The 25,373-nt window shown below is 71.3% G+C and carries 27 protein-coding genes and 1 pseudogene; 12 read left to right on the forward strand and 16 right to left on the reverse strand.

The genetic code is table 11. The annotated features are described in order from the left end of the window. Positions 1–752 precede the first annotated feature (752 nt). Positions 753–1,586 carry a C40 family peptidase gene (locus B9W62_RS16130; protein ID WP_087807817.1) on the forward strand — a complete coding sequence of 278 codons (834 nt, stop codon included), beginning with the start codon at positions 753–755 and terminating at the stop codon, positions 1,584–1,586. 128 nt (positions 1,587–1,714) lie between these two features. Beyond that, positions 1,715–2,341 (forward strand): peptide deformylase, encoded by a 627-nt coding sequence (def, locus tag B9W62_RS16135; RefSeq protein WP_087807818.1) that lies wholly within the window; start codon positions 1,715–1,717, stop codon positions 2,339–2,341. A 56-nt stretch (positions 2,342–2,397) separates the two neighbouring features. On the opposite strand, the gene B9W62_RS16140 is transcribed toward def, so the two are convergent. Then, a complete protein-coding gene (locus tag B9W62_RS16140; RefSeq protein ID WP_087807819.1) occupies positions 2,398–3,690 on the reverse strand; it encodes a geranylgeranyl reductase family protein in 1,293 nt (430 codons plus the stop codon). A 97-nt stretch (positions 3,691–3,787) separates the two neighbouring features. Here B9W62_RS16140 and B9W62_RS16145 point away from each other — a divergent pair, with 97 nt between their 5' ends. After that, on the forward strand, positions 3,788–4,309 hold the full coding sequence (locus B9W62_RS16145; protein WP_087807820.1) for a GNAT family N-acetyltransferase: 522 nt from the start codon (positions 3,788–3,790) through the stop codon (positions 4,307–4,309). A gap of 177 nt (positions 4,310–4,486) precedes the next feature. Then, the gene (locus B9W62_RS16150) at positions 4,487–4,879 is read left to right on the forward strand and encodes a PASTA domain-containing protein (protein ID WP_256976423.1); all 393 of its coding nucleotides are present in this window, start codon (positions 4,487–4,489) and stop codon (positions 4,877–4,879) included. Here B9W62_RS16150 and B9W62_RS16155 read toward each other — a convergent pair. From B9W62_RS16155 to B9W62_RS16170, 4 genes are all read right to left on the reverse strand, one after another. Further along, entirely contained in the window at positions 4,866–5,561 is a 696-nt protein-coding gene (locus tag B9W62_RS16155; protein ID WP_087807821.1) for a demethylmenaquinone methyltransferase, read from the reverse strand. The two genes, B9W62_RS16150 and B9W62_RS16155, sit on opposite strands and share 14 nt — an antisense overlap. 88 nt (positions 5,562–5,649) lie before the next feature. Beyond that, complete coding sequence (locus B9W62_RS16160; protein WP_087807822.1) at positions 5,650–6,747, reverse strand: acyltransferase family protein; 1,098 nt, start codon at positions 6,745–6,747, stop codon at positions 5,650–5,652. Next, a complete protein-coding gene (locus B9W62_RS16165; protein WP_087807823.1) occupies positions 6,747–8,978 on the reverse strand; it encodes a bifunctional polysaccharide deacetylase/glycosyltransferase family 2 protein in 2,232 nt (743 codons plus the stop codon). Before B9W62_RS16165 ends, B9W62_RS16160 begins: the two co-directional genes overlap by 1 nt. A gap of 17 nt (positions 8,979–8,995) precedes the next feature. Then, a complete protein-coding gene (locus B9W62_RS16170; protein ID WP_087807824.1) occupies positions 8,996–9,430 on the reverse strand; it encodes a hypothetical protein in 435 nt (144 codons plus the stop codon). Between the two features lie 183 nt (positions 9,431–9,613). Between B9W62_RS16170 and B9W62_RS16175 the strand changes: the two genes are divergently transcribed. After that, positions 9,614–10,633, forward strand: coding sequence for a chitinase (locus tag B9W62_RS16175; protein WP_087807825.1), 1,020 nt, complete (start codon positions 9,614–9,616; stop codon positions 10,631–10,633). Between the two features lie 36 nt (positions 10,634–10,669). Here B9W62_RS16175 and B9W62_RS16180 read toward each other — a convergent pair whose 3' ends face one another. The 4 genes from B9W62_RS16180 to B9W62_RS16195 all read right to left on the reverse strand — a co-directional run bounded on the left by B9W62_RS16180 (position 10,670) and on the right by B9W62_RS16195 (position 16,337). Next, the gene (locus B9W62_RS16180; protein ID WP_087807826.1) at positions 10,670–11,269 is read right to left on the reverse strand and encodes a hypothetical protein; all 600 of its coding nucleotides are present in this window, start codon (positions 11,267–11,269) and stop codon (positions 10,670–10,672) included. Positions 11,270–11,283: 14 nt separating this feature from the next. After that, entirely contained in the window at positions 11,284–12,483 is a 1,200-nt protein-coding gene (gene mqnC / locus B9W62_RS16185) for a cyclic dehypoxanthinyl futalosine synthase (RefSeq protein WP_087807827.1), read from the reverse strand. 78 nt (positions 12,484–12,561) lie between these two features. Then, positions 12,562–13,341: a prepilin peptidase gene (locus B9W62_RS16190; RefSeq protein WP_087807828.1), complete on the reverse strand. Its 780-nt coding sequence runs from the start codon at positions 13,339–13,341 to the stop codon at positions 12,562–12,564. Beyond that, a complete protein-coding gene (locus B9W62_RS16195; RefSeq protein WP_087807829.1) occupies positions 13,338–16,337 on the reverse strand; it encodes a bacterial transcriptional activator domain-containing protein in 3,000 nt (999 codons plus the stop codon). Before B9W62_RS16195 ends, B9W62_RS16190 begins: the two co-directional genes overlap by 4 nt. A 283-nt stretch (positions 16,338–16,620) precedes the next feature. Here B9W62_RS16195 and B9W62_RS16200 point away from each other — a divergent pair, with 283 nt between their 5' ends. After that, the gene (locus tag B9W62_RS16200) at positions 16,621–17,286 is read left to right on the forward strand and encodes a hypothetical protein (RefSeq protein ID WP_087807830.1); all 666 of its coding nucleotides are present in this window, start codon (positions 16,621–16,623) and stop codon (positions 17,284–17,286) included. Next, positions 17,274–18,389 carry a hypothetical protein gene (locus tag B9W62_RS16205; protein ID WP_087807831.1) on the forward strand — a complete coding sequence of 372 codons (1,116 nt, stop codon included), beginning with the start codon at positions 17,274–17,276 and terminating at the stop codon, positions 18,387–18,389. Before B9W62_RS16200 ends, B9W62_RS16205 begins: the two co-directional genes overlap by 13 nt. Here B9W62_RS16205 and B9W62_RS16210 read toward each other — a convergent pair. Then, positions 18,379–18,840: pseudogene (locus B9W62_RS16210) on the reverse strand (hypothetical protein); the annotation flags it as partial. The gene B9W62_RS16205 and the pseudogene B9W62_RS16210 sit on opposite strands and share 11 nt — an antisense overlap. Positions 18,841–19,108: 268 nt before the next feature. Between B9W62_RS16210 and B9W62_RS16220 the strand changes: the two are divergent. The 5 genes from B9W62_RS16220 to B9W62_RS16240 are packed head-to-tail and all read left to right on the forward strand — an operon-like array spanning position 19,109 to position 21,563. Next, positions 19,109–19,792 carry a hypothetical protein gene (locus B9W62_RS16220; RefSeq protein WP_087807832.1) on the forward strand — a complete coding sequence of 228 codons (684 nt, stop codon included), beginning with the start codon at positions 19,109–19,111 and terminating at the stop codon, positions 19,790–19,792. Then, positions 19,792–20,415: a hypothetical protein gene (locus tag B9W62_RS16225; RefSeq protein ID WP_179235512.1), complete on the forward strand. Its 624-nt coding sequence runs from the start codon at positions 19,792–19,794 to the stop codon at positions 20,413–20,415. Before B9W62_RS16220 ends, B9W62_RS16225 begins: the two co-directional genes overlap by 1 nt. Positions 20,416–20,437: 22 nt before the next feature. After that, entirely contained in the window at positions 20,438–20,770 is a 333-nt protein-coding gene (locus tag B9W62_RS16230; RefSeq protein ID WP_087807833.1) for a hypothetical protein, read from the forward strand. Positions 20,771–20,773: 3 nt separating this feature from the next. Further along, on the forward strand, positions 20,774–21,148 hold the full coding sequence (locus tag B9W62_RS16235) for a hypothetical protein (protein WP_087807834.1): 375 nt from the start codon (positions 20,774–20,776) through the stop codon (positions 21,146–21,148). Positions 21,149–21,158: 10 nt separating this feature from the next. Continuing rightward, positions 21,159–21,563 (forward strand): hypothetical protein, encoded by a 405-nt coding sequence (locus B9W62_RS16240; protein WP_256976425.1) that lies wholly within the window; start codon positions 21,159–21,161, stop codon positions 21,561–21,563. A 19-nt stretch (positions 21,564–21,582) separates the two neighbouring features. Here the strand turns inward: B9W62_RS16240 and B9W62_RS16245 are convergent, their stop codons facing one another. From B9W62_RS16245 to B9W62_RS16270, 6 genes are all read right to left on the reverse strand, one after another. Then, positions 21,583–22,044 (reverse strand): TadE/TadG family type IV pilus assembly protein, encoded by a 462-nt coding sequence (locus tag B9W62_RS16245; protein ID WP_087807836.1) that lies wholly within the window; start codon positions 22,042–22,044, stop codon positions 21,583–21,585. Next, positions 22,041–22,490 carry a TadE/TadG family type IV pilus assembly protein gene (locus tag B9W62_RS16250; RefSeq protein ID WP_087807837.1) on the reverse strand — a complete coding sequence of 150 codons (450 nt, stop codon included), beginning with the start codon at positions 22,488–22,490 and terminating at the stop codon, positions 22,041–22,043. Before B9W62_RS16250 ends, B9W62_RS16245 begins: the two co-directional genes overlap by 4 nt. Further along, a complete protein-coding gene (locus B9W62_RS16255; RefSeq protein ID WP_256976768.1) occupies positions 22,491–22,871 on the reverse strand; it encodes a TadE family protein in 381 nt (126 codons plus the stop codon). Positions 22,872–23,055: 184 nt separating this feature from the next. Continuing rightward, positions 23,056–23,316 (reverse strand): hypothetical protein, encoded by a 261-nt coding sequence (locus B9W62_RS16260; protein WP_031035077.1) that lies wholly within the window; start codon positions 23,314–23,316, stop codon positions 23,056–23,058. Positions 23,317–23,405: 89 nt separating this feature from the next. Next, a complete protein-coding gene (locus B9W62_RS16265; RefSeq protein ID WP_179235513.1) occupies positions 23,406–24,326 on the reverse strand; it encodes a type II secretion system F family protein in 921 nt (306 codons plus the stop codon). Further along, a complete protein-coding gene (locus tag B9W62_RS16270) occupies positions 24,323–25,342 on the reverse strand; it encodes a type II secretion system F family protein (RefSeq protein ID WP_179236023.1) in 1,020 nt (339 codons plus the stop codon). Before B9W62_RS16270 ends, B9W62_RS16265 begins: the two co-directional genes overlap by 4 nt. Between the last annotated feature and the right edge of the window lie 31 nt (positions 25,343–25,373).

Genomic DNA, 25,373 nt, shown 5'->3' on the forward strand with positions numbered 1-25,373 from the left:
CTCGCATCCTATGCCCGACGCTCTGTGATCTGCGACACGGGGTATTGCACAAGCTTTGTGATCTCCACCACCTGACGAACGATCATGAAGTCGGATGAGCAGTGATCTTCACACAAGAAGCGTTCACCTGATCACCAGAGGTGACAATTTCACTCGTCGTCGCTGGCCAGAGGCCCTGCGCAAGGGGCGTCTCCATATCAAGATGCTTCCCTTGCATGCAAATTGGCGCTGGACGCACACCCTTGATAGAGGAGTCGTTCACACATGAGGGGGAGGGCCGGGGGCCGGTGTGGACACGTGCACGCGTTCACGAGCTCCCGCGGGCACTCATCGAAGCCGACACGGCGGCGGGCCCCGACGAGCGCGGCCCGCGCTCGGCCCTGCCCGCCGCCGGTCGCGGCAGGAGCCGGATCATCGCGCCGTCGGCCGCCGGGCCGGCCGGCCGGCCTGCCTGCCTGCCTCGCACGCGACGGACGCGTGCGCCGGGGTAACCGTTCCGTGACCTGTGCCACATTCATGAGAGGCGTCTGAGAACCGGGCTTGGCCAAGTGTCCCAACAAGTGGTAAGCGCGGGGCAATTCGGGCGTAACGATCAAAGACCGTGATCACAGGCTGGTTACGGCCCGTCCGCAATGTCCGTTACGGCGTCAATAAAGAGCGACACGCCCGGGATTCAGCGGCTCGATTGAACAACTGTGGCGCAGCACACGTTTCTTGAAGGTATGGAGGAGCTACTGATACCGGTTGTCCCTATGTCCCACACCGCTCACATACGCAGCCACCGGAAGCCCCGCCGCAGCGCGTCGACGATCGCGATGCGGGCCGGAGTTGCCGGTGGCGTCCTCAGCACCCTGGCAGTGGCCGGTGCGTCGGGGTCGGCCAACGCGGCCGAACCGGTGACGCAGACCCTCGAACTGCCCACCCTGACGGCCGACCTGGCCGCTCAGGTCGCCCAGTCCGCGGACGTCACGCAGCAGGCGGCCGCGAGCTACCAGCTTCAGGCCGAGCGTGACGCTGCGGCCGCCAAGGCCGCCAAGCAGGCCAAGACCGACCTCGCCGAGGCCAAGAAGAAGGCCGAGGAAGCCAAGAAGAAGGCCGAGGAGGCCGCGCGCAAGAAGGCCGCCGAGCGTGCCTCGCGCGCCGCCGAGCGCACCACCCTGAGCGCTTCCTCGGACACCGGCTCCTCCACCGGCACGAGCAGCAACAGCAGCACCGGCACGTCCACGGCCACCGGTTCGGCCGCCGCCGTCGTCGCCTTCGTGCAGGCCCAGGTCGGCAAGGCGTACGTCTCCGGCGCCACCGGCCCGTCCGCCTACGACTGCTCCGGTCTCGTGCAGGCCGCCTTCAAGCAGGTCGGCATCAGCCTGCCCCGCGTCTCCCAGGCGCAGTCGACGGCCGGCACCCAGGTCGGCCTGGACAACCTCCAGCCGGGCGACATCCTCTACTGGGGCGGCGCGGGCAGCGCGTACCACGTGGGCGTCTACGTCGGCGGCGGCATGTTCGTCGGCGCGCAGAACTCCTCCACCGGTGTCGTCGAGAAGCCGCTCTCCTACGACCCGCCGAGCGGCGCGGTGCGCGTGCTGTAACCCGCACCCACCCGTACCCGCGCGAGGGCCGCAGCCGCTCGGGGGCTGCGGCCCTTCGCGGGCTCCTGGCATGCTCGGGCGCGGGCCGGTCCTCTCCGGCCCGCCCACGAGCCGAAGGAGAGAACGTCATGCCGAGCGTCTTCGTCCAGGGGCGGCCCACCGCCTCCTACCCCCCGTTCGCACCCGAGGCCCGGCGCGGATCGGTGCGGCGCGTCACCGAGGTCGGCGAGGAGGTGCTGCACAGGCCGTGCCGGGACGTCACGGAGTTCGGACCCGACCTCGCCGCGCTCATCGACGACATGTTCCGCACGATGTACGTCGCGGAAGGGGCCGGCCTGGCGGCCAATCAGGTCGGGGTCGACCTGCGCCTGTTCGTCTACGACTGCCCGGACGACGACGGTGTCCGACATGTCGGGCACATCGTGAATCCGGTGCTGGAGGCCCTCGACCCGGCCGCGCGCCGGCTGCTCGACGAGGGCGAGGGGTGCCTGTCGGTGCCGGGCGCCACCATGGCCGTACCGCGGCCCGACCGGGCCGTCGTGCGCGGCCTGGACAAGGACGGCGCACCGCTCCTCGTCGAGGGCACGGGCTACTTCGCGCGCTGCCTGGCCCACGAGACCGACCACGTGAACGGGCAGGTCTACCTGGACCGGCTCTCCGGCCGGGAACGGAAGGCGGCGCTGCGGCAGTCGGCGGAGCGGCGCGAGGAGGTCTTCGCGCGCCGGGCCGCCAACGCCGCCGCCTTCACCGCCTGATCAGGTACCTCCGATCAGGCGCCTCTGATCAGGCGTCTCCGATCAGGCGTCTCTGATCAGGCCTTCGGCGCGACCTTGCTCAGTCCGTTGATGATGCGGTCCATCGCGTCGCCGCCCGTCGGGTCCGTCAGGTTGGCGAGCATCTTCAGGGTGAACTTCATCAGGATCGGGTGGGTGAGGCCGCGCTGGGTCGCGATCTGCATGACCTTCGGGTTGCCGATGAGCTTCACGAAGGCGCGGCCCAGGTTGTAGTAGCCGCCGTAGGTGTCCTTCAGGACGCGCGGGTAGCGTTGCAGGGCGATCTCGCGCTGGGCCGGCGTCGCCCGCGCGTGGGCCTGGACGACGACGTCGGCGGCGATCTGGCCGGACTCCATGGCGTAGGCGATGCCCTCGCCGTTGAAGGGGTTCACCAGGCCGCCGGCGTCGCCGACGAGGAGGAGGCCCTTGGTGTAGTGGGGCTGGCGGTTGAAGGCCATGGGCAGGGCGGCGCCGCGGATCGGGCCGGTCATGTTGTCCGGGGTGTAGCCCCAGTCCTCCGGCATGGACGCGCACCAGGCCTTGAGGATCTCGCGCCAGTCCAGCTCCTTGAAGGCGGCGGAGGTGTTCAGGACGCCCAGGCCGACGTTGGAGGTGCCGTCGCCCATGCCGAAGACCCAGCCGTAGCCGGGCAGCAGGCGGTCCTGCGGGCCGCGCCGGTCCCACAGCTCCAGCCAGGACTCCAGGTAGTCGTCGTCGTGGCGGGGCGAGGTGAAGTACGTGCGCACGGCCACGCCCATCGGGCGGTCCTCGCGGCGGTGCAGGCCCATGGCCAGGGACAGCCGGGTGGAGTTGCCGTCGGCGGCCACGACCAGCGGCGCGTGGAAGGTGACCTCGCGCTTGTCCTCGCCCAGCTTGGCGTGCACGCCGGTGATGCGGCCGGTGCGGTCGTCGACGATCGGCGCACCGACGTTGCAGCGCTCGTAGAGGCGCGCGCCGGCCTTCTGGGCCTGCCGGGCGAGCTGCTCGTCGAAGTCGTCGCGCTTGCGGACGAGTCCGTAGTCGGGGAAGGAGGCCAGATCCGGCCAGTCCAGCTGGAGGCGCGAGCCGCCGCCGATGATGCGCAGGCCCTTGTTGCGCAGCCAGCCGGCCTCCTCGGAGATGTCGATGCCCATGGCGACGAGCTGCTTGACCGCGCGCGGGGTCAGGCCGTCGCCGCAGACCTTCTCCCTGGGGAAGGCGGTCTTCTCCAGCAGCAGGACGTCGAGTCCCGACTTGGCCAGGTGGTACGCGGTCGTGGAGCCGGCCGGCCCCGCGCCCACGACGATGACGTCGGCGGTGTTCTCGGAGAGCGGCTCAGTCTCGACGGTCACGGCGGGATCTCCCCAAGTTCGGAATCTGCGTGCCGACCGGCACTGGTCATGGGCAGTCTATTCAGCGTCACCGACCACCCGGCTGAAGGGCTGCCCAGTGAAGCGACCTCTCCCCGTTGTACGGTTGCGCGTCCCCACCGACGAGGACGCCGTCGCCTGGCACCGGATCTTCGACGACCCGGATGTCATGGAGTTCCACGGCGGGAGGGCGGCGGAGCTGTCCGTCTACGAGGAGCTGACCGCCCGCCAGCGCCGGCACGACGCCGAGCACGGCTTCTGCCTGTGGACCATGGTGGACGAGTCCGGGCAGGTCATAGGGTTCACCGGCGCCCAGCCGTGGCCGGGCGACTGGGGTCCCAAGGGCGAGATCGAGATCGGCTGGCGGCTCGGGCGGGCGCACTGGGGCAAGGGCTACGTCACGGCGGCCGCCCGGGAGACGCTGGAGCGGGTGCGCGGCGCGGGTGTGGCGGAGGTGGTCGCGATGGTCAACGCGCGCAACGCCCGGTCCATCGCGGTCACGGAACGGCTGGGCATGCGGCTCGCCGAGGTCTTCGCGATCCCGTCGTCCGAACAGCGGGGGCACTGCTACCGCCTTCCCCTCACCCAGCCCTCCCTCTGACCCCGCCCTCCCTTTGACCCAGCCCTCCCTCTGACCAGGCCCTCCCTCTGCCCCAGCCCTCCCCCTGACCTCAACGAGACGTGACGCAGAGTAATCGACTGTCACAGTAAGCCACTTGACGCTTCCGGGCGGTGCGCGGCGGGGCTACTCTGCCGGGTACCGCTGGGGGTGACGTCCGTGCGCCTGGTACCCGAGAATCCCGAGACCCGTGACGTCCGCGTGCCGCGCCTGGTCGGTCTGATGGCCGTGGACGCGCACGAGTCCGCACGCACGCGGGGCCTGTTCCTGGCCGCACCCGACCGACCCGATCTCCGGACCGCCGCCGTCGACCACGTCGTACGCCAGTATCCGCCTCCCGGTGCGCAGGTGCCGCGGGAGTCGGCGGTGTACGTGTGGTTCGACTTCGGGGAGGGCGAGGGCGGCGGGGGCATTCGCGAACCGCGCGTACCGCGGCCTCCGCTGGGCGGGCTCCGCCGCGGGCGGGCGGAGCCGGGGACGCCGGGTGAACCGGGGAAAGCGGGTGAACCGGGGAGACCGCCGTCCTACTGCGCCGCGCTCAGCTCGCCTTGAAGCCGCGGTGCAGCGTCACCACGCCGCCCGTCAGATTGCGCCACGCGACCTTCGACCAGCCGGCCCCGCCCAGCCGCGCGGCGAGCGCGGGCTGGTCGGGCCAGGCCCGGATGGACTCCGCGAGGTAGACGTACGCGTCGGGGTTGGACGACACCGCGCGGGCCACCGGCGGCAGGGCGCGCATCAGGTACTCGGTGTAGACGGTGCGGAACGGCGCCCAGGTCGGGTGCGAGAACTCGCAGATGACGACCCGGCCGCCGGGCCGCGTCACCCGGTACATCTCGCGCAGCGCGGCGTCCGTGTCCTGGACGTTGCGCAGTCCGAAGGAGATGGTGACGGCGTCGAAGACGTCGTCCCTGAACGGCAGCCGCGTCGCGTCGCCCGCGGTGAACGGCAGCCAGGAGTGCCGTTCCTTGCCGACCTGGAGCATGCCCTGGGAGAAGTCGCAGGGGACGACGTAGGCGCCGGTGCGGGCGAAGGGCAGGGAGGAGGTCGCGGTGCCGGCCGCCAGGTCCAGGACCTTCTGCGCCGGGCGGGCGTCGACGGCCTGGGCGACCGCCTTGCGCCACGCCCGGTCCTGGCCGAGCGAGAGCACGGCGTTCGTCAGGTCGTACCGTTCCGCGACGTGGTCGAACATCGAGGCGACTTCGTGCGGCTGCTTGTTCAGGGAAGCGCGGGTCACGGGCCCATTGTTGCAGCCCCGCCCCGCGGCCCCGAGCCGCGGCCCCGCCCCGCGCGCCCGAGCCGCGCGCCCGAGTCGCAGCCCCGGCTCACGGCAGCAGGCGCGGTCTGCGCCGCGCGGCGACATCCTCCACCCACCCGAACAGCACCACGAACCCCGCGATCAGGACCCAGCCCACCACCAGCAGGAACCACTGGCTCTCCAGCGGCAGATACGTCTCGAAGGCGGGCACGTCCCAGCACCGGTCGATCAGCGGCACGGCCAGGACCAGGGCCAGCTCGTGCCAGAGGTAGACCGTCACCGCGCGGGCGTTGAACACGCTCACCAGCCGGTCCAGCCGCCGCAGCCGGACCAGTCCCGAGAAGTCGATCCGGAGCCGCGCCTTGGCGTACATCAGCAGCGTCACGAACCCGGCCGACCAGAAGGCCTGCGCGAGCGGGATGTCGTCGAGGTCGTAGGTGCCGTACTCGGCCCGGTGCGCGAAGGCGTACCAGGCGCCGCAGGCGAGGGCGGCGAGCGACAGGGCGACGACAGCGACGGGCTTCAGCCGGGCCAGCACTCCGTCGCGGTGCGCGAAGCCGAGGACCCAGCAGAAGAGGTAGGTCGCCAGGTCGAGCAGTCCGGTGCCGAAGCGGTTCTCCGGCGGCTGCCAGAGGAACTGGAACGCCACGACCGGCGCCAGGGACAGCAGCAGCACCGGCACGGGCGCGAGCCGGAAGACCCGCAGCAGCAGCGGGGAGAGCAGCACGAACCACAGATACGTCCTGAGGTACCAGAGGATCTCCCAGGCCTGCTCGCCCCACGCGCTGCCCGGCGGATCGCCGAGCGGCACGACCCAGTAGACGATCTGCCACCCCGGCATCCAGCCGCGCACCAGCATCGCGCCCACCACGAAGAGGCCCCAGCACCAGAACGGCGGCAGCAGGCGGCGCAGCCGGCTCCGGACCACCGCCGCGGCGGGCCGCTGGAGCGAGCGGGCCATCAGGGTGCCGGCCAGGCCGAACATCACCCCCATGGAGGGGAAGACCAGCCCGGCCCAGGGCCAGCCGAAGGCGTGGTAGGCGACGACCCGGACCAGGGCGAGGGCGCGCAGGGTGTCGAAGTAGCGGTCGCGGCCCCGGTCGCGTACCGGGGCATCCCCCGGCGCAGGAACGACGCGCACGGCGCCCTTGCGGTGCGCGCCCATCAGCCGCCGGTCCCCGCGGGCGTGCCGACCTCGCCGGTCCGTTTCAGCTTCTGCCAGCGCAGCCGCCCGCCGGTCAGCGCGGTGACGCAGGAGTGGATGAGGACGAGGTACATCATCTGCCGGTACGCCAGCTGCTGGAGCGGCATCATCAGCAGGTACCGGTACTTCTCCCCGTCGAGCCGGAAGGCGTACGCCGCGCACACCAGCTGCACGGCCAGCACCGCGAGCCAGGCGAGGAGCGCCGCGCGGAAGTCGACGAAGACCATCGAGTAGACGGTGAACACGTCGATGAGCGGCGCGAAGACCGGCGTGACCACCTGGAAGAGCACCACCAGTGGCATCCCGACCCGCCCGAAGCGGCCCGAGGGCCCCTTGTCGGTCAGGGAGCGGCGGTGCTTCCACAGCGCCTGCATCGTGCCGTACGACCAGCGGTAGCGCTGCGACCAGAGCTGGCCGAGCGAGCCCGGCGCCTCGGTCCAGGCGCGGGCGTGCTCCTCGTAGACCACCCGCCAGCCCGCGCGGTGCAGGGCGATGGTGATGTCGGTGTCCTCGGCGAGGGTGTCGTGGCTCATGCCGCCGACCTGGAGGACCGCCTCGCGCCGGAAGGCGCCGATCGCGCCGGGGATGGTCGGCATGCAGCGCAGCAGGTCGTACATGCGCCGGTCGAGGTTGAAGCCCATCACGTACTCGATGTGCTGCCAGGCGCCGATGAGGGTGCGCCGGTTGCCGACCTTCGCGTTGCCCGCGACCGCGCCGACGGCGGGGTCGGCGAAGGGCTGCACCAGGTGCCGTACGGTGTCGGGCTCGAAGACGGTGTCGCCGTCCATCATCACGACGATGTCGTACCGGGCGTGCCGGACTCCGTTGTTGAGGGCGGCGGGCTTGCCCGCGTTGGCCTGCCGCACCACGCGGACGCCGGGCAGCCCCAGGGACTCGGCGATCTCCGCCGTGCCGTCCGTCGAGCCGTCGTCCACGACGATGATCTCGACCGGGTGCGTACTGCGCGCCAGGGACCTCAGGGTCGCCTCGATGCACTCCTTCTCGTTGTACGCCGGGACGATCACGCTCACCGGCCCGGTGACGGGCGGGCCCCAGCCGAACCGGCGCCGGTTGCGCTGTCGGTGGTGGCGGCGGGCGAGGACCAGCATCATCGCGAACCGGCCCATGACGGCCACGCCCACGACGACGAGCCCGGCCGACAGCGCCGGGACCGTCCACTCGGCGACGGCGACGGCCGCGATCAGCGCCTTGCCCTCGTAGAGGGTGGCGCCGGTGGCCTCGTGATGGGCGGCCTGAAGGCCCTGCTCGCCGGCGGGTCCGGCGCCGGTGGGCTGCTGCTCGGCCATGGCACCGCTGACGGTGGTGAAGGTGTACCCCTTCGCCTTCATCTTCTCGATGTACTTCGGCAGCGCCTCGATCGTCTGCGACCGCTCGCCCCCGGCGTCGTGGAAGAGCACGGACGCGCCCTCGCCGTCCTCCGGCGTCGCCCACTCGACGATCTTCGAGACGCCGGGCCGCTTCCAGTCGTCGCTGTCGGTGTCGATGAAGACGCTGGTGTAGCCGTCCTCACCGAGGCTCTCGTAGACGGGCCAGCTGTAGTTGTCGATGGCGTCCGTCTGGGAGGAGTACGGCGCCCGGAACAGCGTGGTGGTGATGCCGGCGGCGCCCGCGAGCGCGAGCTGGGTCTGCTCGATCTCTCGGGTGACGCGGGCCTGGCTCTGGTAGGAGAGGTCGATGTGGGTGAAGGTGTGGACGCCCACCTCGTTGCCCTGCTCGACCATGTCCCGCACGATCCCCGGGTGGCGCGAGACCATCGAGCCGACCAGGAAGAACGTGCCGGGGACGTCGTACTCCTCCAGGATCTCCAGCACCTGCGGAGTCCAGGTGGGGTCGGGTCCGTCGTCGAAGGTCAGCACGATCGTCTTGTCCGGGACGGAGACGGTGGTGGCCTGCCCGCCCGGGAAGGACAGGATCGGCCCGCCGTCGAGCACGTCCTCGGGCACGTCGCTCGCGGAGGCCCCGGTGCGCACGCGCTGGTCGCCGCCGACCTCGGCGCGCAGATAGCCGTCGAGGAGCATCACGCAGGTCAGCGCGAGCAGGAGGAGCAGGGCGAGGAGGACGCGGGGCCGTTGCAGCGCGGCGGCCCGGCCCGCCGCCCGTTCCATCCGGGAGGGGGCACGGCGGCGGCCCCGGGCGGGCGGGGCGGGAGGAGGCGTGGTGGGCGTGGTCATGAGGTGGGGGCGTCCGGTCAGTCGGTGGGGGCGGAGGTGGATGCGGTGCTGGGAGCGGTACCGGGAGGGGTACTGGGAGCGGTACTGAGCACCGCGCCGGGGGAGACGGAGGGCGCGGGGCTCGGCGGAACACCGGTGGGAGCGACGCCGCCCTGAGGACGCGTGCCGCCACCGGGGCCCGGGCCGCCCTCCGGCCCACCGCCACCACCGCCACCGCCGAAGGGCAGCAGCGAGGACGGGTTGACCGAGATGCCGACGCCCATGAAGGCCAGGCCGAGGACGGCCGTGTAACCGACGCACACGGCCCCGATCAGGAGCCCGAGCCGGCGCAGCAGCCGGGCCCGGCGTCCGGTGCTGTCGACGAACACGGGCCCCTCGGCGGACCCTTTGCCGCGTTTACGACGGCGACGGCGCGGGACGGCGCGCGAGGCGGAGGCAGGCTCGGAGTGCATGCCGCGGACGTTAGGGAGCCTTTCCTGCCGCCAACTGGCAACTTCTTGAGAGATCCCGGTGAAAAGCGACCCGTCCTGTCCGTTTCCTGAGAGATGGCGTCGAACCCCGCCCTTTCCTCAGCGAAGCCCCAGGAACGCGTGCCACCTTCACTTGTCCGACGACGAGAACGGGAGAGTGCGCTCATGAGGGCTCACCGGAACGCGGCAGCCGGGTGCGCCCTGTTGTTCGCCCTGACCACCGCGGGCTGCACCGGACAGGACGGCCCCACGGGCACCACCGACGCGGCCCCCACCGCACCGTCCGCACCGTCCGCTCCCACCACGACTACCACCGCCTACGCCCCCTACGTCAGTGCCACCACCGCCTCCGACACCGACACGGCGGGCTCCCCCACGGCGTACAACCTGGCGTTCGTCATCTCCTCCGGCGACGACTGCGTGCCGCGCTGGAACGGCGTCCAGGACATCGACGACGCCTCCGTCGCCTCCCGCGTCGAGAAGCTGTCGGGGTCCGGCGCCACCGTCCGCGTCTCCTTCGGCGGCGCGTCCGGCACGGAGCTGGCGGCGGCCTGCGACAGCGCCTCGGCACTGGCGGCGGCATACGGCGCGGCCCTGGACGCCGCCGGGTCCACGCGGGCGGACTTCGACATCGAGGGCGACGCGCTGACCGACGCCGGCTCCGTCGCCCTGCGCTCGGCGGCGATCGCGCTGCTCCAGAAGGAACGGAGCGGCCTGGAGGTGTCCTTCACCCTCCCCGTGATGCCCTCCGGTCTGGACACCGACGGTCTGTCGCTGCTGGCGTCGGCCAACGACCACGGCGTACGGGTCTCCACGGTCAACCTCATGACCATGAACTACGGCGAGTCGTACACCGACGACATGGGGGACTACGCCCTCGCCTCGGCGCAGGCCGCGCACACCCAGCTGAGGAAGGTCTTCGGCACCTCCGACGCGGACGCCTGGCGGGGCATGGCACTCACCTCGATGCTCGGCGTCAACGACGTCGCCGGGGAGACGTTCACCCTCGCGGACGCGGCCGAGGTGCGGGCCTTCGCCGAGGAGAAGGGCATCGCCTGGGTCTCGATGTGGGCGGCCTTCAGGGACGAGCCGTGCGCGGACGACGCGTCCGCGGCGGAGGCGCTGACCGATTGCAGCGGGGTGGAGCAGGAGAGCGGCGCGTTCGCGGAGGCGTTCGCGGGATAGCGGGCGCTTCAGCGACCCCGGTACACCAGGGGCGCTTCAGCGACCCCGGTACACGAGACGGCCGCCCACGACGGTGGCCACGCAGGTGGCCGCGCCCTCCCGCACGAGCGCGGCCCGGTCGGGCACGTCGAACACCGCGAACCGGGCGGGCCCGCCGGGAGCGAGTGCGGGGAGCAGTACCAGCGGCACCGGCGAGAAGGACGCGGGTCCGGGCAGGGTGGCCGGACGCGCCGCCACGGCGAGCCCCGCGCCGCGCACCGCGTCCAGGGCCGCGCGGCTCCGCAGCTCCCCGGCGACGGCGACGGTGCCGTGCGCCAGCATGCGTTGGACCCCCCGGCGCGCGCTGGCGCCCCGCGCGGACGCGTCCGCGCCGAGGAGGGCGAGCGCGCGCTTCCCGAAGACCGGCTCGGTGCCGAGCCGGTCCGCTTCACGCGGGTCGGGGTGGTAGGCCTGCTCCAGCAGCTCCGGCCCGTACGGGTTGAGGAGTCCGGGTGTGAGGATGCCGGGCCACCGGCGCACCCGCGCCCGCGGGTGGTCGGCGGCCAGTGCCTCGTACGGGCCGACGGCGGCGAGCTGCGCGCCGTCGACCACGACGGCCGTCTCGGGCGAGGCTTCGCAGACGTGGAGAGTCAGCATCTGGGCGGCGGCCGTCAGTTGGAGGCGAGCAGCTTCAGCTCGGGATGGGCCGTGCCGCCCTCGATCGCCGTGGAGGAGATGTGGGAGACGACGCGCTCGTCGACGGGGTCGTTCGCCGGGTCGTCGTGCACGACGAGGTGCTCGTACGTCGTGGCCCGCTGCGCCGGGACGCGCCCCGCCTTGCGGATCAGGTCGATGATCTCCAGCCGGTTGGACCGGTGCTTGGCGCCGGCGGAGGAGACGACGTTCTCCTCCAGCATGATCGAGCCGAGGTCGTCCGCCCCGTAGTGCAGGGAGAGCTGGCCGACCTCCTTGCCGGTGGTCAGCCAGGAGCCCTGGATGTGGGCGACGTTGTCCATGAACAGCCGGGCGATGGCGATCATCCGCAGGTACTCGAAGAGCGTGGCCTGCGTGCGGCCCTTCAGGTGGTTGTTCTCGGGCTGGTAGGTGTACGGGATGAAGGCGCGGAAGCCGCCGGTGCGGTCCTGCACGTCCCGGATCATGCGCAGGTGCTCGATGCGCTCGGCGTTGGTCTCGCCGGTGCCCATCAGCATGGTGGACGTCGACTCGACGCCCAGCCCGTGCGCGATCTCCATGATCTCCAGCCAGCGCTCGCCGGACTCCTTCAGCGGCGCGATGGCCTTGCGCGGCCGCTCGGGCAGCAGCTCCGCGCCGGCACCGGCGAAGGAGTCGAGCCCGGCGGCGTGGATGCGCTGGATCGCCTCCTCGACCGACACCTTCGAGATCCGCGCCATGTGCTCGACCTCGCTCGCCCCCAGGCTGTGGATGACCAGCTCGGGGAACTCCTGCTTGATGGCGGCGAAGTGCTTCTCGTAGTACTCGACGCCGTAGTCCGGGTGGTGGCCGCCCTGGAACATGATCTGCGTGCCGCCCAGCTCGACCGTCTCCGCGCAGCGGCGCAGGATGTCGTCGAGGTCGCGAGACCAGCCCTTCTTGGTGTCCTTGGGGGCCGCGTAGAAGGCGCAGAACTTGCACGCCGTGACGCACACGTTCGTGTAGTTGATGTTGCGCTCGATGATGTACGTCGCGATGTGCTCCGTACCCGCGTACCGGCGCCGGCGTACGGCGTCGGCGGCGGCGCCCAGCGCGTGCAGCGGGGCGTCGCGATAGAGGACGAGCGCCTCTTCGGGGGTGATCCGCCCACCGGCGGCGGCGCGGTCGAGGATGGGCTGAAGGTCGGCCTTCTCGGTCACCGGCGTCCCTTTCGCAAGGTTCGTAAGGGTTGTGGACGGACCTGCCCAGCGTACGCCAGGCGTTCTGCCCGCTCGTGGTCAGGCCGCGTAGGCCCCGGCCAGGACGCCGAGGAAGGCGCCCGCGATGAGGAAGGGGCCGAAGGGGATGGCCGTCTTGCGGTGCGCGCGCCGGGCGACGAGGAGGGCGCCGCCGTAGAGCGCGCCGAGCAGGAATCCGGCGAAGGTGCCCAGCATCAGCGTGGGCCAGCCGTACCAGCCGAGGACGGCACCGGCCGTGAGGGCGAGCTTGACGTCGCCGAAGCCCATGCCGGCCGGGTTGATGAGGAACAGCACGAGGTAGCCGGCGCCCAGGGCGAGGGCGCCCAGCAGGGCGGTGGTCCACTCCCCCGCGTGCTCGGGCAGGAGCGCGGTGAGGCCGAGCAGGACGAGTGCGACCCCGGCGAGCGGCAGGGTGAGCGGGTCGGGCAGCCGCCGTACCTTCAGGTCGACGACGGCCAGCAGCACGCCGACCGGGGCGAGCAGCAGCCAGACGGCCAGCTCGGGCCGGGTGCCGGTGGCGGCGGCGAGGGCGGCGCAGACGAGGGCGGTGGCCACGGCGAGGGACGCGGTGCGCGGGCCGTAGGACGCCTGATCGGCCGGGCACTGCCCGCAGCGGGCCCGGCCGAGCCAGCCGCGTACGGGGTGCCCGTCCGGGCACCGCTCGCGCCACGCCTCCCCGGACGGGGCGGAGAACCGGTAGGCCGCGCGGGGCAGCAGCGCGCCCGTCGCCGCGCCCCACACCGCGGCGACGAGGACGACCAGGAGGCCGGGGTCGATGACGGTGTCGACGGCGCTGTCGATGGCGGCTCCGATGCTCATCCGGCGGCGGAGACGCCCTCGCGCCAGGTCGGCAGCAACTCGTCGAGCAGCGCCTCGGTGCGCGGCGGCAGCCCGCGTGCCCCGCTGCGGTTGACGAGGTCGGCGGCCAGGGCGCGCAGCCGGTCGGGGTCGCCGGTGGTGTGGGTGGCGCGCAGCAGCTCGTGCCACAGGCGCTCGTCGGCGGGGGCCGTGCGCAGGGCCGCGTTCAGCGCCTCGATGGCCTTCTCCGCGCGGTCCCGCTCCAGGTGGAACTCGGACAGCGCCAGCCCGGTGTCGGCGACGAGGAGCGGGAGCTGGGCGTCGATGATCTCGTGGGTGAGCCAGCGGTAGCGGCCCTCGGGCCGGTCGGCGAGCAGCGGCCCGCGCACCAGCACCAGGGCGTCGGTGAGCAGCCGCCCGCGCACCTGGCGGCTGTCGACGCCCCGGCCCTGCGTGGCCTCGTAGTAGAGGGAGCGCAGCACGTCGAGGTCGGAGACGACGGACTTGGCGAGGGTGAGCCGTCCGGTGGCGTCGGTGGCGAGCCGCGGCGTCCCGTCGGGGTCGGAGCCGAGCCAGGTCCGCAGCCGCTCCAGCAGCGCGTCGCGCACGTCGGCCGTCACGCCGCGCGGCCACAGCGCGGAGGACAGCACGCGCGGGTGGACGCCCTCGCGGTGCAGCAGGAGCAGCGCCAGCGCCTCGTGCAGCAGGGCGCTGCGCTCGCCGTCGGGCGTGTCCAGGCCGATGATCTCGTACGACCCGACGAGGCGGGCGTACACCGCGGGGCGGCCCTGCTCGCTGATGTCGACGAGGAACGGCGGGGCGTTGGCCGGCCGGCCGGGGCCGCCCTCGGGGTCGGAGCCGGGATCGGCGTCGGTGAACAGCTCGACGACGGCACGCCGCTGGGCGGCCGGCAGCATCTGGGCGTCCAGTTCGAGCCCGAGCAGCGGCGCGAGCAGCCGGCCCTCGCCGGTGATCTCCATCTCCCAGGCGGCACCGGGCAGTTCGGCGCCCCGAGTGCCGACGAGGTAGCCGATGCCGAGCCGCCCGGCGTCGGCGGCGAGTTCGGCGAGCCTGAGCGCGTCGTCGTCGGAGGGCTGGGCGGCGAGCAGGACGAGGTGCGGGGCCCAGCGCGTGTGCTGGGCGGGCCCGGTGCGGCCGGTGAGCACGGAGTCGTGCCCGGCGGCGCCGAGCGCGCCGCGCCGCTGCCGGGTCTCGGCCGACATGGTCTCGAAGAGGTCCTCGAACCCGTCGAGGTGCCGGATCCGGTTGGGCGCGAGGGGCGTGAGGTCGTCCCCGAACCCGACGAGGGTGATGGTCATGCGGTCCGACCAGCCGTTGGTGGCCAGCTCGGCGGCGACCGACGCGAACACGGCGGCCCGGTCGGCCTCGGTGCCGCCGAGCGAGACGATGCCGGGCACGGCCTCCAGGTTGAGCAGCAGCCGGGAGTCGTCCATGGTGCCGAGACTGACGAGCCCGGGGTACGGCGCGGCCGTCTCGGCCTCCTCGTACCCCTCGGCGTCGGCGCGGGCGAGCATCCAGAAGGTCTGGTCCTGCCCCTGCCGCCAGGGCGCGGGCGGCTTCCCGGCGGGCTGGGCGAGCTGGAGGTGCAGGTCGCCGTTGCCGCTCATCCAGGCCGCGTAGACGACGGGCAGCGGGCGGGACTCGGCGGCGAGGGAGGCGGCCAGCCCGCGCAGCGACCGGTCGAGCAGGCGTACGCCCTCGGGGTCGGCGCCGACGAGCAGCGCGTCCTGCACGTCCTGGGCGTCGCCGGTCGGCGTGGGCGGCTCCATGCCGCGCCGGCCGCCGACCGCACCGAGCGCCGACTGCCACATCGCCTGCCGGCGCCGGCGCCCGAGGGCGCCGAGGAGACCGGCGGCGAGGAGCGGCGCGGCGAGGAGCGCCTCGGGCAGGCCGAAGGAGTGGCCGTCCTGTGCGGCGGCGGGGGCGGCGTGTTCCCGGTCCGTGTGAGGGGCGGGGGTGACGGGCGTGACGGGGTTCGCGGGCGTGGGCGCGGGCCGCTGCTCGGGCAGCGAGACCTGGGCGTCGCCACCGCCCTGCGCTCCCCCTCCGCCCTGGGCGTGGTCGCCGCTCCGGGCGTAGTCGCTGATTTGCTGCTGCACCTGCTCGGAGACGTTCGGCGCCTCGTCGGGCATCTCGACCAGCTCGCCGCCGCGGGCGTCGCCGGGCATCTCCATGATCCAGCCGGGCCGGATGAGGCTCGCCTCGGACAGCCGGGACCCGTCCGGCTGCACCCGGTCCTTGTTGAGCTCGAAGATCTCCTTGTACCGCCGGCCGTCACCGAGGTGCCGTTCGGCCACCTCCCAGAGGGAGTCGTGGTGTCGCCCCTCGGGCGGTTGGATGCGGTAGTACTTCGTGTCGCCGTGCGCGGCGGAGGAGCCGCCGTCGGCGCGGGCGGCGTCCTGGCCCGCCTGTCCCGCCTGCTCGGCAAGGGCGTTGGCAGTGGCGGCCGCCTGTTCCTGCTGCTGGGCGAAGATGCCCGGCGTCTGCTGGGCGGCGGCGACGGAGGGCTTCTGGTTCCCCTCCAGGCTCTGCCCCAGCTGCGACAGGCCCGGCGTGAGGCTCGCCGCGGTGGCACCGACGAGGAGCAGGGCGGCGACGAGCTGCCGGGCCAGCAGCTGACTGGGCCCGGACCCGGGCACCCGCCCCGGCACCCCGACACCGGACAGCGCGGCCTTGACCTCGACGAGCACGCAGGCGGTGAACTGCGCCCAGGCGAACCAGACGATGACGGTGAGGATGTGCAGGAAGGTCTGCACGGTGATCTCACGCTGCAACCAGTCGAGGCTCGGCGCGCCGTCGGGCAGCGGCCAGCCGATCTGGGTGGCCAGCGCGAGGGGCACCCCGACGACCAGCACCAGCAGCACCACGAAGGCGAGGAACGCCTTGACGACGTCCCCGAACGACCGCCGCCGCACCCGCACGGGCTGCGGCGTGCGGTTTCTCGGTGCCGAGGGAGCCGTCGAGCTTGACGAGCTGGTGGTGCGGCGTCGCGGCATGGGCCAAGTCCTGGGTCGTGGTCGTGGGCGGCGAAGGCCGCGGGGCGTCCGGATGGAGGGGGTGTGCTGAGCCTACCGAGATCTTATGGACTCCCACCGGCGGCGGCGAAGGGGCGAGGAAGGCCCACCTCACGACGTCCGCCCGCTTCATGCCTTTTGCCCGCCTCTACGGAGGCCCCCTTCACACTCCGCACACAATCCCCGAAAACCGGTCAGAGGCCGCGCACGCGCCCCTGGTAGCTTCGTTTCCTGTCGCACACGCCGTATCCCGGGGGGAACACCAGTGGCCCGCAGCGCCCTCACCATGACCGCCGCCACCTTCGCCGCGACGGCGGCCCTGCTCCTGACCGCCTGCGGCGGAGAGGATTCCTCGCCGGACGACATCAAGGGGGCGGAGACGGGCGCGAGCACCTCTTCTCCGTCGGCCTCGGCGTCGGGAGCGGCCGGCGTGAAGCGGCCGGACGTGAGCCTGCCCGAGGATCTGAAGCTGGTCTTCGACTTCGAGAAGCCGTCGGATGCGGATGCCGCTGCCGCGCTGGATGACGCCGCGAACTACATCAGAGCGCTGAACCACGGCATCACCGAACAGGACGTCAAGGATCCGGCGTACGGCTTCTACTCGGCGGCCGGTGCTGCCCGGTACGCCGAGTCACAGATCCAGGAGTACGTGGACGGCGGCTGGACCCTGACCGGTGAGGACAGGTATTACCAGGCGGAAACCAGTCCTGTGGGTGAGGGCGAGAAGGCCAAGTCGATCCTCGTCACGTTTTGCGAGGACCAGTCCAAGGCCTACGGCAAGGAAGTGAAGACCGGAAAGGTTCACCGCACCGAGGAAAGCCTGGCCAGTTACCAGAAGTTCAGCCTCCTCATGGCACCCCAGCAGGACTCGCCGGTGTGGCGGGCTCAGCAGATCACCGTCGAGGGGAAGGCGGCGGGATGCCGACACTGATCGCTGCCGGCCGCACGAAGTGGGCCGTGGCGCTCGCTGTCAGCTCCGTGTTGTGGGCCGCAGGGACGGCACATGCCGACAAGCCCGTGGGTGGCACCACCCCGGCGCCGGGAGACAGCGCCAAACCGGAGGGCGACGCGAACGGCCGCACCCTGCTGTCGTCGGTCTCCCAGTCCAGGATCCAGCTCACCTACCCCGACGGCCGGACCGGCAGCGGCTCCATGGAGGATCTGACCTCCGTCGACCCCAACTGGGAACCGCCCGTCTGCTGGTACGAGCCGGTGTTCACGCCGGAGCAGCTGAAGTCCGCGGTGGCCGACCTGAAGAAGAACGGCGGTCTGGGTGCCGTGAACGCCCACGAGTTCTGGACCTCGGGCATCTTCGTGGATCACTACGAGGAGGGCGAGGAGCAGGACAACTTCGACATCAACACGTCGAAGAACACCATGGCCAAGGGCTACAAGGACTACAACCAGGGCAAGGACGGGATGTTCTGGCGCAGCGTGGTCCGCAAGGGGCACGAGCACGACACCAAGGCCTGGGACTGCGGCCGCGTCATGTTCTGGCAGGACGCCGGCACGATCCCGGACGATCCCCACGCCCCCACCCCGGAGACGCTCGCGGCCTACGCGTACGACCAGATCGACGTACCGAAGACCGAGGTCGAGCTGAAGCCGCAGACGAAGTCCACGGTGACTCTGCCAACCTGGGTCTGGCTGGACAAGGGCACCTTCAAGGAGGTCAAGGTCCGGGCCGAACTGCCCAACACGGGGCTGTGGGCGGAGACGACCGCGAAGCCCGTCGCCCTCCATCTGGACCCCGGCACAGCCGACGCCGAGACGTTCCCCGCCTCCGGCGACTGCGAGATCAACGCCGACGGCTCCATCGGTACGCCGTACACGAAGGGCAAGGCCGACCAGACCCCGCCCTGCGGCATCCGCTACCTCCGCGCGTCGAACGGCGAGCCGTACCAGCTGAGCGCCTCGATCACCTGGGAGATCTCCTGGGAAGGCACCGGCGGCGCCCAGGGCGACCTGCCGGACGGCACCTTCGAGACGACCCAGGACATGGAAGTCCAGGAGATCCAGTCCATCAACCGCTGAACAGATCCTCCGCCCGCTCGGCGGTCACCGCACGGCGGGCCCAGGTCTCGAGCTGATCCAGGTCGGAACAGGCAAGCACCCGCTCCCGCACGGCCCCGGACACCGGGATGGCCCGCCACTCCAGAATCCGGAGGGTCATCCCGGCCCGGTCCTCAAGCCGCCCCTCTTCGCGGCCCTCCACGCGGCCTTCTTCACGGACCTTCTCGGCCACCGGGTTGTTGAAGAAATAGCGGATCTCCGACATCAGGTCCCTCCAGATCTCCTTGGCCCGGGAATCGGCCAGGCATGACTCGATGAGCTGTCCGAACACCGCGGCGCTGTCGCCGTCGACGGTCCGCAGAGCGAAAGCCAAAGGTTCCAGTATGACGGCGGCCTGTGCGCCCCGCCCGTGTGTCATGGCCGACAGAACGGCAAGGGGAACATCCCTCTCGGCCTCCCACTCACTCGCGATCGCGGTACGAAAAACAGCATGAGCCGAGACCCGGACAACAAGCGGACCCCTCATATGGAAGCGGTCATCAGTCGCGACGGGCAAGTCCGGTTCTTCGACAACTCCGGCGTTCTGGAATTGCCTCCGGGAACTTACCCTCCAGGCGGCCCCATCAGCGAGCGCGGGGGGATCGTCCCAGTGACCGACCTATGATGAGAGAAGCGGCGACGCACTACCCTATATCCTCTGCGATTCAAGTGACCCAGACCCGGACCGACAGGCGATCAAAATGCCAGACGTGAATGAGTGCCAGATCTGTGGTGCTCCGGCCCCGCTCATCACGGGACAATGCGACGGTGTCGCCGGGTACCGTCTCCTGCGAGACCCGTGGGCCTCCAAGCCCTCCTTCCTCGACGGAAACCTCCACTTCTCCTGCCTGTCGAAGTCCGACCGGAACGGGATTTTCTTCGACGAGTTCACCCGCATGCTGCGCGCCGGCCATGAAGAGATCGACAGCCTGGACGGCTCTCCTCCTCCCCTCACCAGGATGGGTCTGGGCATGACGGAGATCTTTTCCGGCGCAGAATGCTGCGTATTCCAGAGCGGCGTCGCCGATCGATGGATGGTGGTGAAACGCAACGGACCGTGGTTCCGTCTGCGCTTGGAAGACATCACGGAACTGGCGGGCGGCATCACACCCCAGTCCTCCTCGGACGTCGTCCCGTACCGTCTACCGGTGGACCTTGGCAGTGACGTCGAGGAGTTGAGCTTCCCGTCCCTGCTGTCCATCCTGGGCGTGGCGGATCGCTACGAGCCGGACGTCGTGAAATACGAGGCGGTCGACTACTACCCGCCGAAACTGCTGCTCGAGTATGTGGCGCGCGTTCCGCTGCGCCTGCCTCGTGAGGCAGTCGATTTCCTCACTGAATACATCCAGAACTACTCCCCGGTCAGTTACGACGACGAGGCCTGATGTCCACACGTTCCATGCCCATTGGTGTCTCCCTTTCGGTCCCGGAGTCGTGGTGGGAGTTCGACATCCGTCCCGAGGGCCGGGAGTCGACGATTCGCGCACTGGTGGACGAGCGTGTCAGCGAGATACCCGACCTGGCCCCTTATCGTCCCGATCTGACCGCCATGCTCCGGAAGATGGCAAAGGACGCCCACGACTCCGGTGCCCTCTACCTGGGCTGCATGGCCGAGAACTTCGACGGTGTGCCGCTCGCCGCGACCGTCACCGTGTCCGTGCTCGGTGCCAAGAACAAGCAGGGGGTCGCCCTGTCCACCGATCCCCGGGCCATCGCCGACAGCCTGCACACGATCACCGCGCGGCGTGAAGGCGACGCCTGGCGCAAGGTGACGACCGTCGACCTTCCCGAAGTGGGCCCGGCGGCGCGGACGTACGGGGTGGAAGACGTGCCCGTCGAGCCGGGCGACAGTCGTACCCTTCGTATGGTGCTGACGCAGACGTACATCCCCGTCCCGGGAACCACCGACCAGGTCGTCCTCGTCTCCGGAGCCAGCCCGGTGCTGGATCTAGCCGAGGCGTTCCACGACATCTTCGACGCTGTGACCGGCACGTTCCGTTTCGTCTGACCCGCAGAAGGGACTTCGGGCCATGGGCAAGAGCGACCTCGCGATCCCGTTGAGCGACTTGGAGGACTACGGTCGCCAGCTGCGGTCGCTCAAGACGCGGCTGAACCACACGAAGAAGCTCTTCGAGTCCTACAAGGACGACATCGGCGACGGCGGCGTCAACGACGCCCTCGACGACTTCGAGTCCAACTGGGAGGACGGCCGCGAGGACATCACCCAGCAGCTCGACGCCCTCGCGAGCATGTCGGACGCCGTGGTCCGCGAGTTCAAGAAACTCGACGACGATCTCACCAAGAAGGTCAACGACGCCGTGAAGACGGAGGACAAGCGGGGCGGCAAGGGCGGCGACAAGTAGCCAATGGCCAGGGTCCCCGTGCCGCATCTCGTCGGCGAGCCTCAGATGGAGGCCGGCTTCTCTCCCGGCACGCTCCCCCGCAGGCTGGCCGAGCCGCTGGCCAGGTTCCTTGAAGAAGCCGAACCCGTGCTGTTCTCGCCGGGCACTCTGCCGGACCCGTTCTCCGACTCGGCGGGCACGCGCGTACGCGTGGGGATCATGACCGACGGACACTGGGTCTGGACCCTCGCCTGGTCGGACCACGTCCGGCAGCACCACGTGGCGCCGCCACCGGCGTTCGTCCAACACGCCGTCTCGCTCCGTTTCTCGGCCCCGGAGGTCAGCGTTGAACAAGCACTGGACATCGCACGGGCCGAGGGCATCCCATTGCCCGACTGAGGGCGCCCGGATGGCACGTACGGTCCGGGCCGTCGGGTTCTTCGACGAGCTCTCGCCCGGCTGGGGGTTCCCCACCGACGGCGCGATCAAGGACGCGGTGAGGTCGTCGGCGAACGCTGACGAGCACCGACTCGTCGAGTACCTCCGGCAAGGCGCCGGCATCTGGTCGGAGATGGGCGCGCAGGCAGACGTGCTGGATGCGGAAGCGCCGACGCTGGTGAGTGGCGGCTCGCTCCTCACGGACGGCGCCTGGATCTGGCGGGACGATCTCGCGTACTACGTGGTCAGGTATCACCTGGCCCTGCCGGGAGACTTCGTCGCGCACGTCGGAGAGGCGGGCTACTCGCCCCCGGAGGTCCCGGAGAGCAGGCTCGTCGAGATTCTGACGCGGGATCTCGGTATCCCCATGGGCTGAGCGGCGCCGCTAGGCCCGCTCAGCCCACCTCGTTCTCCGCCACCGCCTGGCCGTGGACCACCACGTCGCCGCCGTAGAACATGCCGGTGAAGACCGGGGAGTAGGTGAGCTGGACCTCGACCTGGACCTGGGCCGCGTCGGCCGTGACGCAGTGGGTCGCGGCGATGTCCGCGCCGGTCATGTCCATCTCGGCGGCGAAGGCCTTGACCCGGGCGTTGCAGTTCTCGTAGTTGATGGGGGCGGGGCCGCCCACGTCGTCGTAGAGGGCCTCGCGGTCGATGTCCTGGGCGGCGTAGCGGGCCGCCTGTTCGGCGATGTCCGCGGCGCGCTCCCGCTTGGAGATGGACATGCCGCCGTCGATGACGAAGGCCGACAGGGAGAGGAAGACCAGCGCGAAGATGATGACCGCGCCGGCGCCCGAACCGCGGTCGTCCAGCCGGGTGCGCCGGTCCGCGAGCCAGTCGCGTACCTGGGCTCTCACGCTGTCCTCCGGTAGGGGTCCAGCGGGGAGCTGAAGGTCGCCGACAGGGTGGTGGGGATGTTCAGCCCGATTGAGGCCAGGCCGCGCACCTCGCAGCTCACCTCGACCGTGAAGAGGGTGTCCGGTTCGAAGCCGGCGCTCTTCTGGACGACCGAGACCGGGCCGGAGCAGACGTCCGCGAGGTTGGCCTCGGCGGCCCTCTTCGCCTCCGCGATCGCCGTACCGTGGTCCTTCTGGATCGAGCCCGCGCGGGCCGCGTCCCTGGCGGCGCCGTCGAGTGCGCCGCGGCCGTCGACCAGCTGGCCGAAGGCCACCAGGACGAGGATGAAGAGGATCATCACGGGGGCCAGGATGACCACCTCGATGGTGGACAGGCCCCGGTCGTCGCCACCCTCATTCGCGCGCGGCCGACTGCCGTCGAGGCGGGAGAGGCAGGAGGGGTTCATCTAGTTGCCGCCCTCCTGCACGAAGCGCTCGACCGGGCCCGCCGACTGTGCGTGCACCGTCAGGTCCAGGCCCGGGAAGACCGTGGGGATGCGGGCCGTGATCTCCACTCCGACCGTGTTCTGCTCCGGCTGGAGCATCTTCACGTCGGGGGACAGGACCAGTTGCGGGCCGAGTTGGCGGATGTAGCTGTCGACCACGTCCCGGGCCTCGCCCCGCCACGCGCCGGGCTGGGCGTCGGCCGTCGCGCGGGCCTTGCGCGCGCCCGCCTGGGCCGCGGCCTGCGCCACGTGGTCGGCGAAGAAGTACAGACCGAACTGCACCGTCGCGAAGATCATGAAGAACAGGACCGGAGTGAGCAGCACGAACTCGATGGCGGTCATGCCGGAGTCGTCGCCGCGGGTGGTCGCGGCCTCCCGCGCCACCTCCACCCTGCGGCGCACCCGTCTGTGCACGCCCCCGAGTGCGCCCTTGAGCGCGCCCATGAGCACGCCGCGCGCGGCGCCCGGCGTCCTCGTCCCCGTCTGTCCCGTCACGTCGTCCCCGTCAGAGCCTGGCGTCGGCCGGTCAGCAGGTCTTGCCCGCGTCCGCGCCCTTGATGCAGTCGCCGACCTTGTTGGCGCCGTCGCTGAGCGCGGCGTTGATGATGGCGGCCACGACGCCGACGATCGCGACGACGACCGCGGAGATGATGACCCACTCGACCGCGGAGGCGCCGCGGTCCAGTTCACCGGAGCGGGCGCGGTCCACGCGGGCCCGCAGGAAGGTGATCAGGAAGTCGACGGGCACGATGCCCGTGGTGCCGGTGCGGAAGTTCCGTCCGTTCATGGCGGGTTCTGTCCTCTCGTGTCAGTTCTGGGAGCGAAGCGGCTCGGAGCTGCTGTTTCGGGGCCGGGGCGAGTGTGGGGAAAGCTGCGTCACACCTGGAACACCCTCATCGCCGCCGGATAGATCAGGAACACCAGGAACCCGGCGCACAGCAGCAGCTGGGCCACGAGCATCGACTGGGACTTCTCGCCCGCGCTGCCCTCGATCTCGGCGAGTTCGCGGTGCCGCATGGTCTCGGCGCGGGAGGCGAGGGACTCGCGGACCTTGGCTCCGTCGTCCGCCACCAGGGCGAGGGAGGCGGAGAGGTCCTTCAGTTCCTCGACGCCCAGGTCCTCACCGAGCTGGCCCAGCGCCTGCCATTGGCTGATGCCCGTGATGCGCGCGTCGGCCAGCGCGTTGCGGATGCGGTGGGTGGCCCAGCCGTCCGACACCTCGGCCGCCGCCATCAGCGCCTCCGGCAGACCGCGGCCGCCGGCCAGGCTCATGGAGACCAGGTCCAGATAGGCGCCGATCACGCGCCGCAGGTCACGGCGCTTCTCGGCGGCGTCCCTGCGGACCTCCAGGTCGGGCAGGAAGAAGAAGAGCCCGGCGCAGAGCAGGGCCAGCCAGACCGGGATGATCGGGCTGCTGCCGAAGCCCAGCTGCCAGACGATGGCGAACAGGAACGGGCCGAAGAACAGCCCGCCTGCGGCCAGCAGCGCCTTGGTCGCCAGGAACTTCTCCCAGCTCCGGTCGAGCACCGCCAGGTCGGCGCGCAGCGAGCGCTGCTCCCAGCCCTGCTGGAGGTACAGCTCGGCGACCCGGGCGCCGACCTGGGCCCGCAGCGAACCGAGACGGCTGGTGTCCTGCGCCGCGCGGGACGACTCGTAGGCCGCTCCGCGCGCCCGCATGGCGTCGATCCGGGCGACCTGCTGGATGGGGCTGCGCCTGGTCGGCATCAGGGCCCGGACCAGGGCGTATACGCCCAGGCCCAGGACGGCGCCGACCAGTACCGGCATGGTCAGATTCATCGTCGTACCCCCTCGTCCCCAGACGCCGACGACGGCTGCGCCGGTTGCGACGGCTGCGCCGGTTGCGGCAGGCGCTGTACGGGCTGCCCCGGCTGGCCGGAGTGGCCCGGCTGACCCGGCGTGCGGGGGCGCACGAACCGGACGTCGGAGCCGTCGCGGACCAGGAAGCGTTCCGGCGTCTCGATGGTCGACAGCTTGCGCAGCCACCAGAAGCCCAGCGCGAACAGCCCGCACACGCAGGCCAGGACGAGCTGGCCGACGGGTGAGCCGTACGGCTCGACGAAGTCCCGGTTGAAGATGGACAGGCCGAGGACGAAGAGCACCGACACCGCGACCACGATCTGCACGGAGCGGCGGGTCGAGGCGCGCTGCGCCATCACGCGCTGGCGCATGTCGACCTCCTCGCGCGCCGACTTGGCGAGCGCGCCGAGGACCTGCCGCAGACCCGGGCCGCGCAGCCGCGCGTTGAGGATCAGCGCCGCGACAATGATGTCGGCGGACGCGTCGTCGATCTCGTCGGCGAGGTGCTGGAGCGCGTCGGGCAGCGGGGTGCGCGAGCGCAGCCGGTCGACCAGGGCGTCCAGGTGGGGGCGGAGGACGGGCGCGGCGGCGCGGGCGGAGGCGGGAATGGCCTGCTCAAGGCCGACCGCGCCCGCGATGGTGTCGCGCAGCGACTCGGTCCAGGAGGCGAGGGCCTCGACCCGCTTCATGGCGGCGCGTTCCTCGGCGGCACCGCCGAAGAGGCGGTCCCAGAAGAAGACGAGGACACCGGCCGCGATGCCGAGCACCGCCCACCGGGTCAGGAGCAGGACGACGAGGCCGACGAGGGCCGCGGCGGAACCGCGGCGGCCGGCCCAGCGGATCAGCTCGTTGACGCGCTCGCTGGCCTGCCGCTTCTCGTGCTCGGGCTTGGCGGGCAATCCGCGTACCGCGACCAGGAAGAGGGCGAGGCCGCCGCCGACGGCGACACCGCAGCCGAGCGCGTACAGGATCGTGGTCGAGAACAGTCCGCCCATGGAACCGAGCGAGTCCAGTGCCGCGAGTGTG

The sequence above is a fragment of the Streptomyces sp. CS113 genome, from assembly GCF_002188365.1.
GTDB classification, from domain to species: Bacteria; Actinomycetota; Actinomycetes; order Streptomycetales; family Streptomycetaceae; genus Streptomyces; species Streptomyces tendae.

Bases quoted from the DNA above. Each gene is read 5' to 3' on its own strand.
- B9W62_RS16130 (WP_087807817.1), top strand. From the start codon at position 753: ATGTCCCACACCGCTCACATACGCAGCCACCGGAAGCCCCGCCGCAGC.
- def (WP_087807818.1), top strand. From the start codon at position 1,715: ATGCCGAGCGTCTTCGTCCAGGGGCGGCCCACCGCCTCCTACCCCCCG.
- B9W62_RS16160 (WP_087807822.1), bottom strand. From the start codon at position 6,747: ATGGGCGCGCACCGCAAGGGCGCCGTGCGCGTCGTTCCTGCGCCGGGG.
- B9W62_RS16165 (WP_087807823.1), bottom strand. From the start codon at position 8,978: ATGACCACGCCCACCACGCCTCCTCCCGCCCCGCCCGCCCGGGGCCGC.
- B9W62_RS16170 (WP_087807824.1), bottom strand. From the start codon at position 9,430: ATGCACTCCGAGCCTGCCTCCGCCTCGCGCGCCGTCCCGCGCCGTCGC.
- B9W62_RS16175 (WP_087807825.1), top strand. From the start codon at position 9,614: ATGAGGGCTCACCGGAACGCGGCAGCCGGGTGCGCCCTGTTGTTCGCC.
- B9W62_RS16180 (WP_087807826.1), bottom strand. From the start codon at position 11,269: ATGCTGACTCTCCACGTCTGCGAAGCCTCGCCCGAGACGGCCGTCGTG.
- B9W62_RS16190 (WP_087807828.1), bottom strand. From the start codon at position 13,341: ATGAGCATCGGAGCCGCCATCGACAGCGCCGTCGACACCGTCATCGAC.
- B9W62_RS16195 (WP_087807829.1), bottom strand. From the start codon at position 16,337: ATGCCGCGACGCCGCACCACCAGCTCGTCAAGCTCGACGGCTCCCTCG.
- B9W62_RS16205 (WP_087807831.1), top strand. From the start codon at position 17,274: ATGCCGACACTGATCGCTGCCGGCCGCACGAAGTGGGCCGTGGCGCTC.
- B9W62_RS16220 (WP_087807832.1), top strand. From the start codon at position 19,109: ATGCCAGACGTGAATGAGTGCCAGATCTGTGGTGCTCCGGCCCCGCTC.
- B9W62_RS16225 (WP_179235512.1), top strand. From the start codon at position 19,792: ATGTCCACACGTTCCATGCCCATTGGTGTCTCCCTTTCGGTCCCGGAG.
- B9W62_RS16230 (WP_087807833.1), top strand. From the start codon at position 20,438: ATGGGCAAGAGCGACCTCGCGATCCCGTTGAGCGACTTGGAGGACTAC.
- B9W62_RS16235 (WP_087807834.1), top strand. From the start codon at position 20,774: ATGGCCAGGGTCCCCGTGCCGCATCTCGTCGGCGAGCCTCAGATGGAG.
- B9W62_RS16240 (WP_256976425.1), top strand. From the start codon at position 21,159: ATGGCACGTACGGTCCGGGCCGTCGGGTTCTTCGACGAGCTCTCGCCC.
- B9W62_RS16250 (WP_087807837.1), bottom strand. From the start codon at position 22,490: ATGAACCCCTCCTGCCTCTCCCGCCTCGACGGCAGTCGGCCGCGCGCG.
- B9W62_RS16255 (WP_256976768.1), bottom strand. From the start codon at position 22,871: ATGACCGCCATCGAGTTCGTGCTGCTCACTCCGGTCCTGTTCTTCATG.
- B9W62_RS16260 (WP_031035077.1), bottom strand. From the start codon at position 23,316: ATGAACGGACGGAACTTCCGCACCGGCACCACGGGCATCGTGCCCGTC.
- B9W62_RS16265 (WP_179235513.1), bottom strand. From the start codon at position 24,326: ATGAATCTGACCATGCCGGTACTGGTCGGCGCCGTCCTGGGCCTGGGC.
- B9W62_RS16270 (WP_179236023.1), bottom strand. From the start codon at position 25,342: ATGGGCGGACTGTTCTCGACCACGATCCTGTACGCGCTCGGCTGCGGT.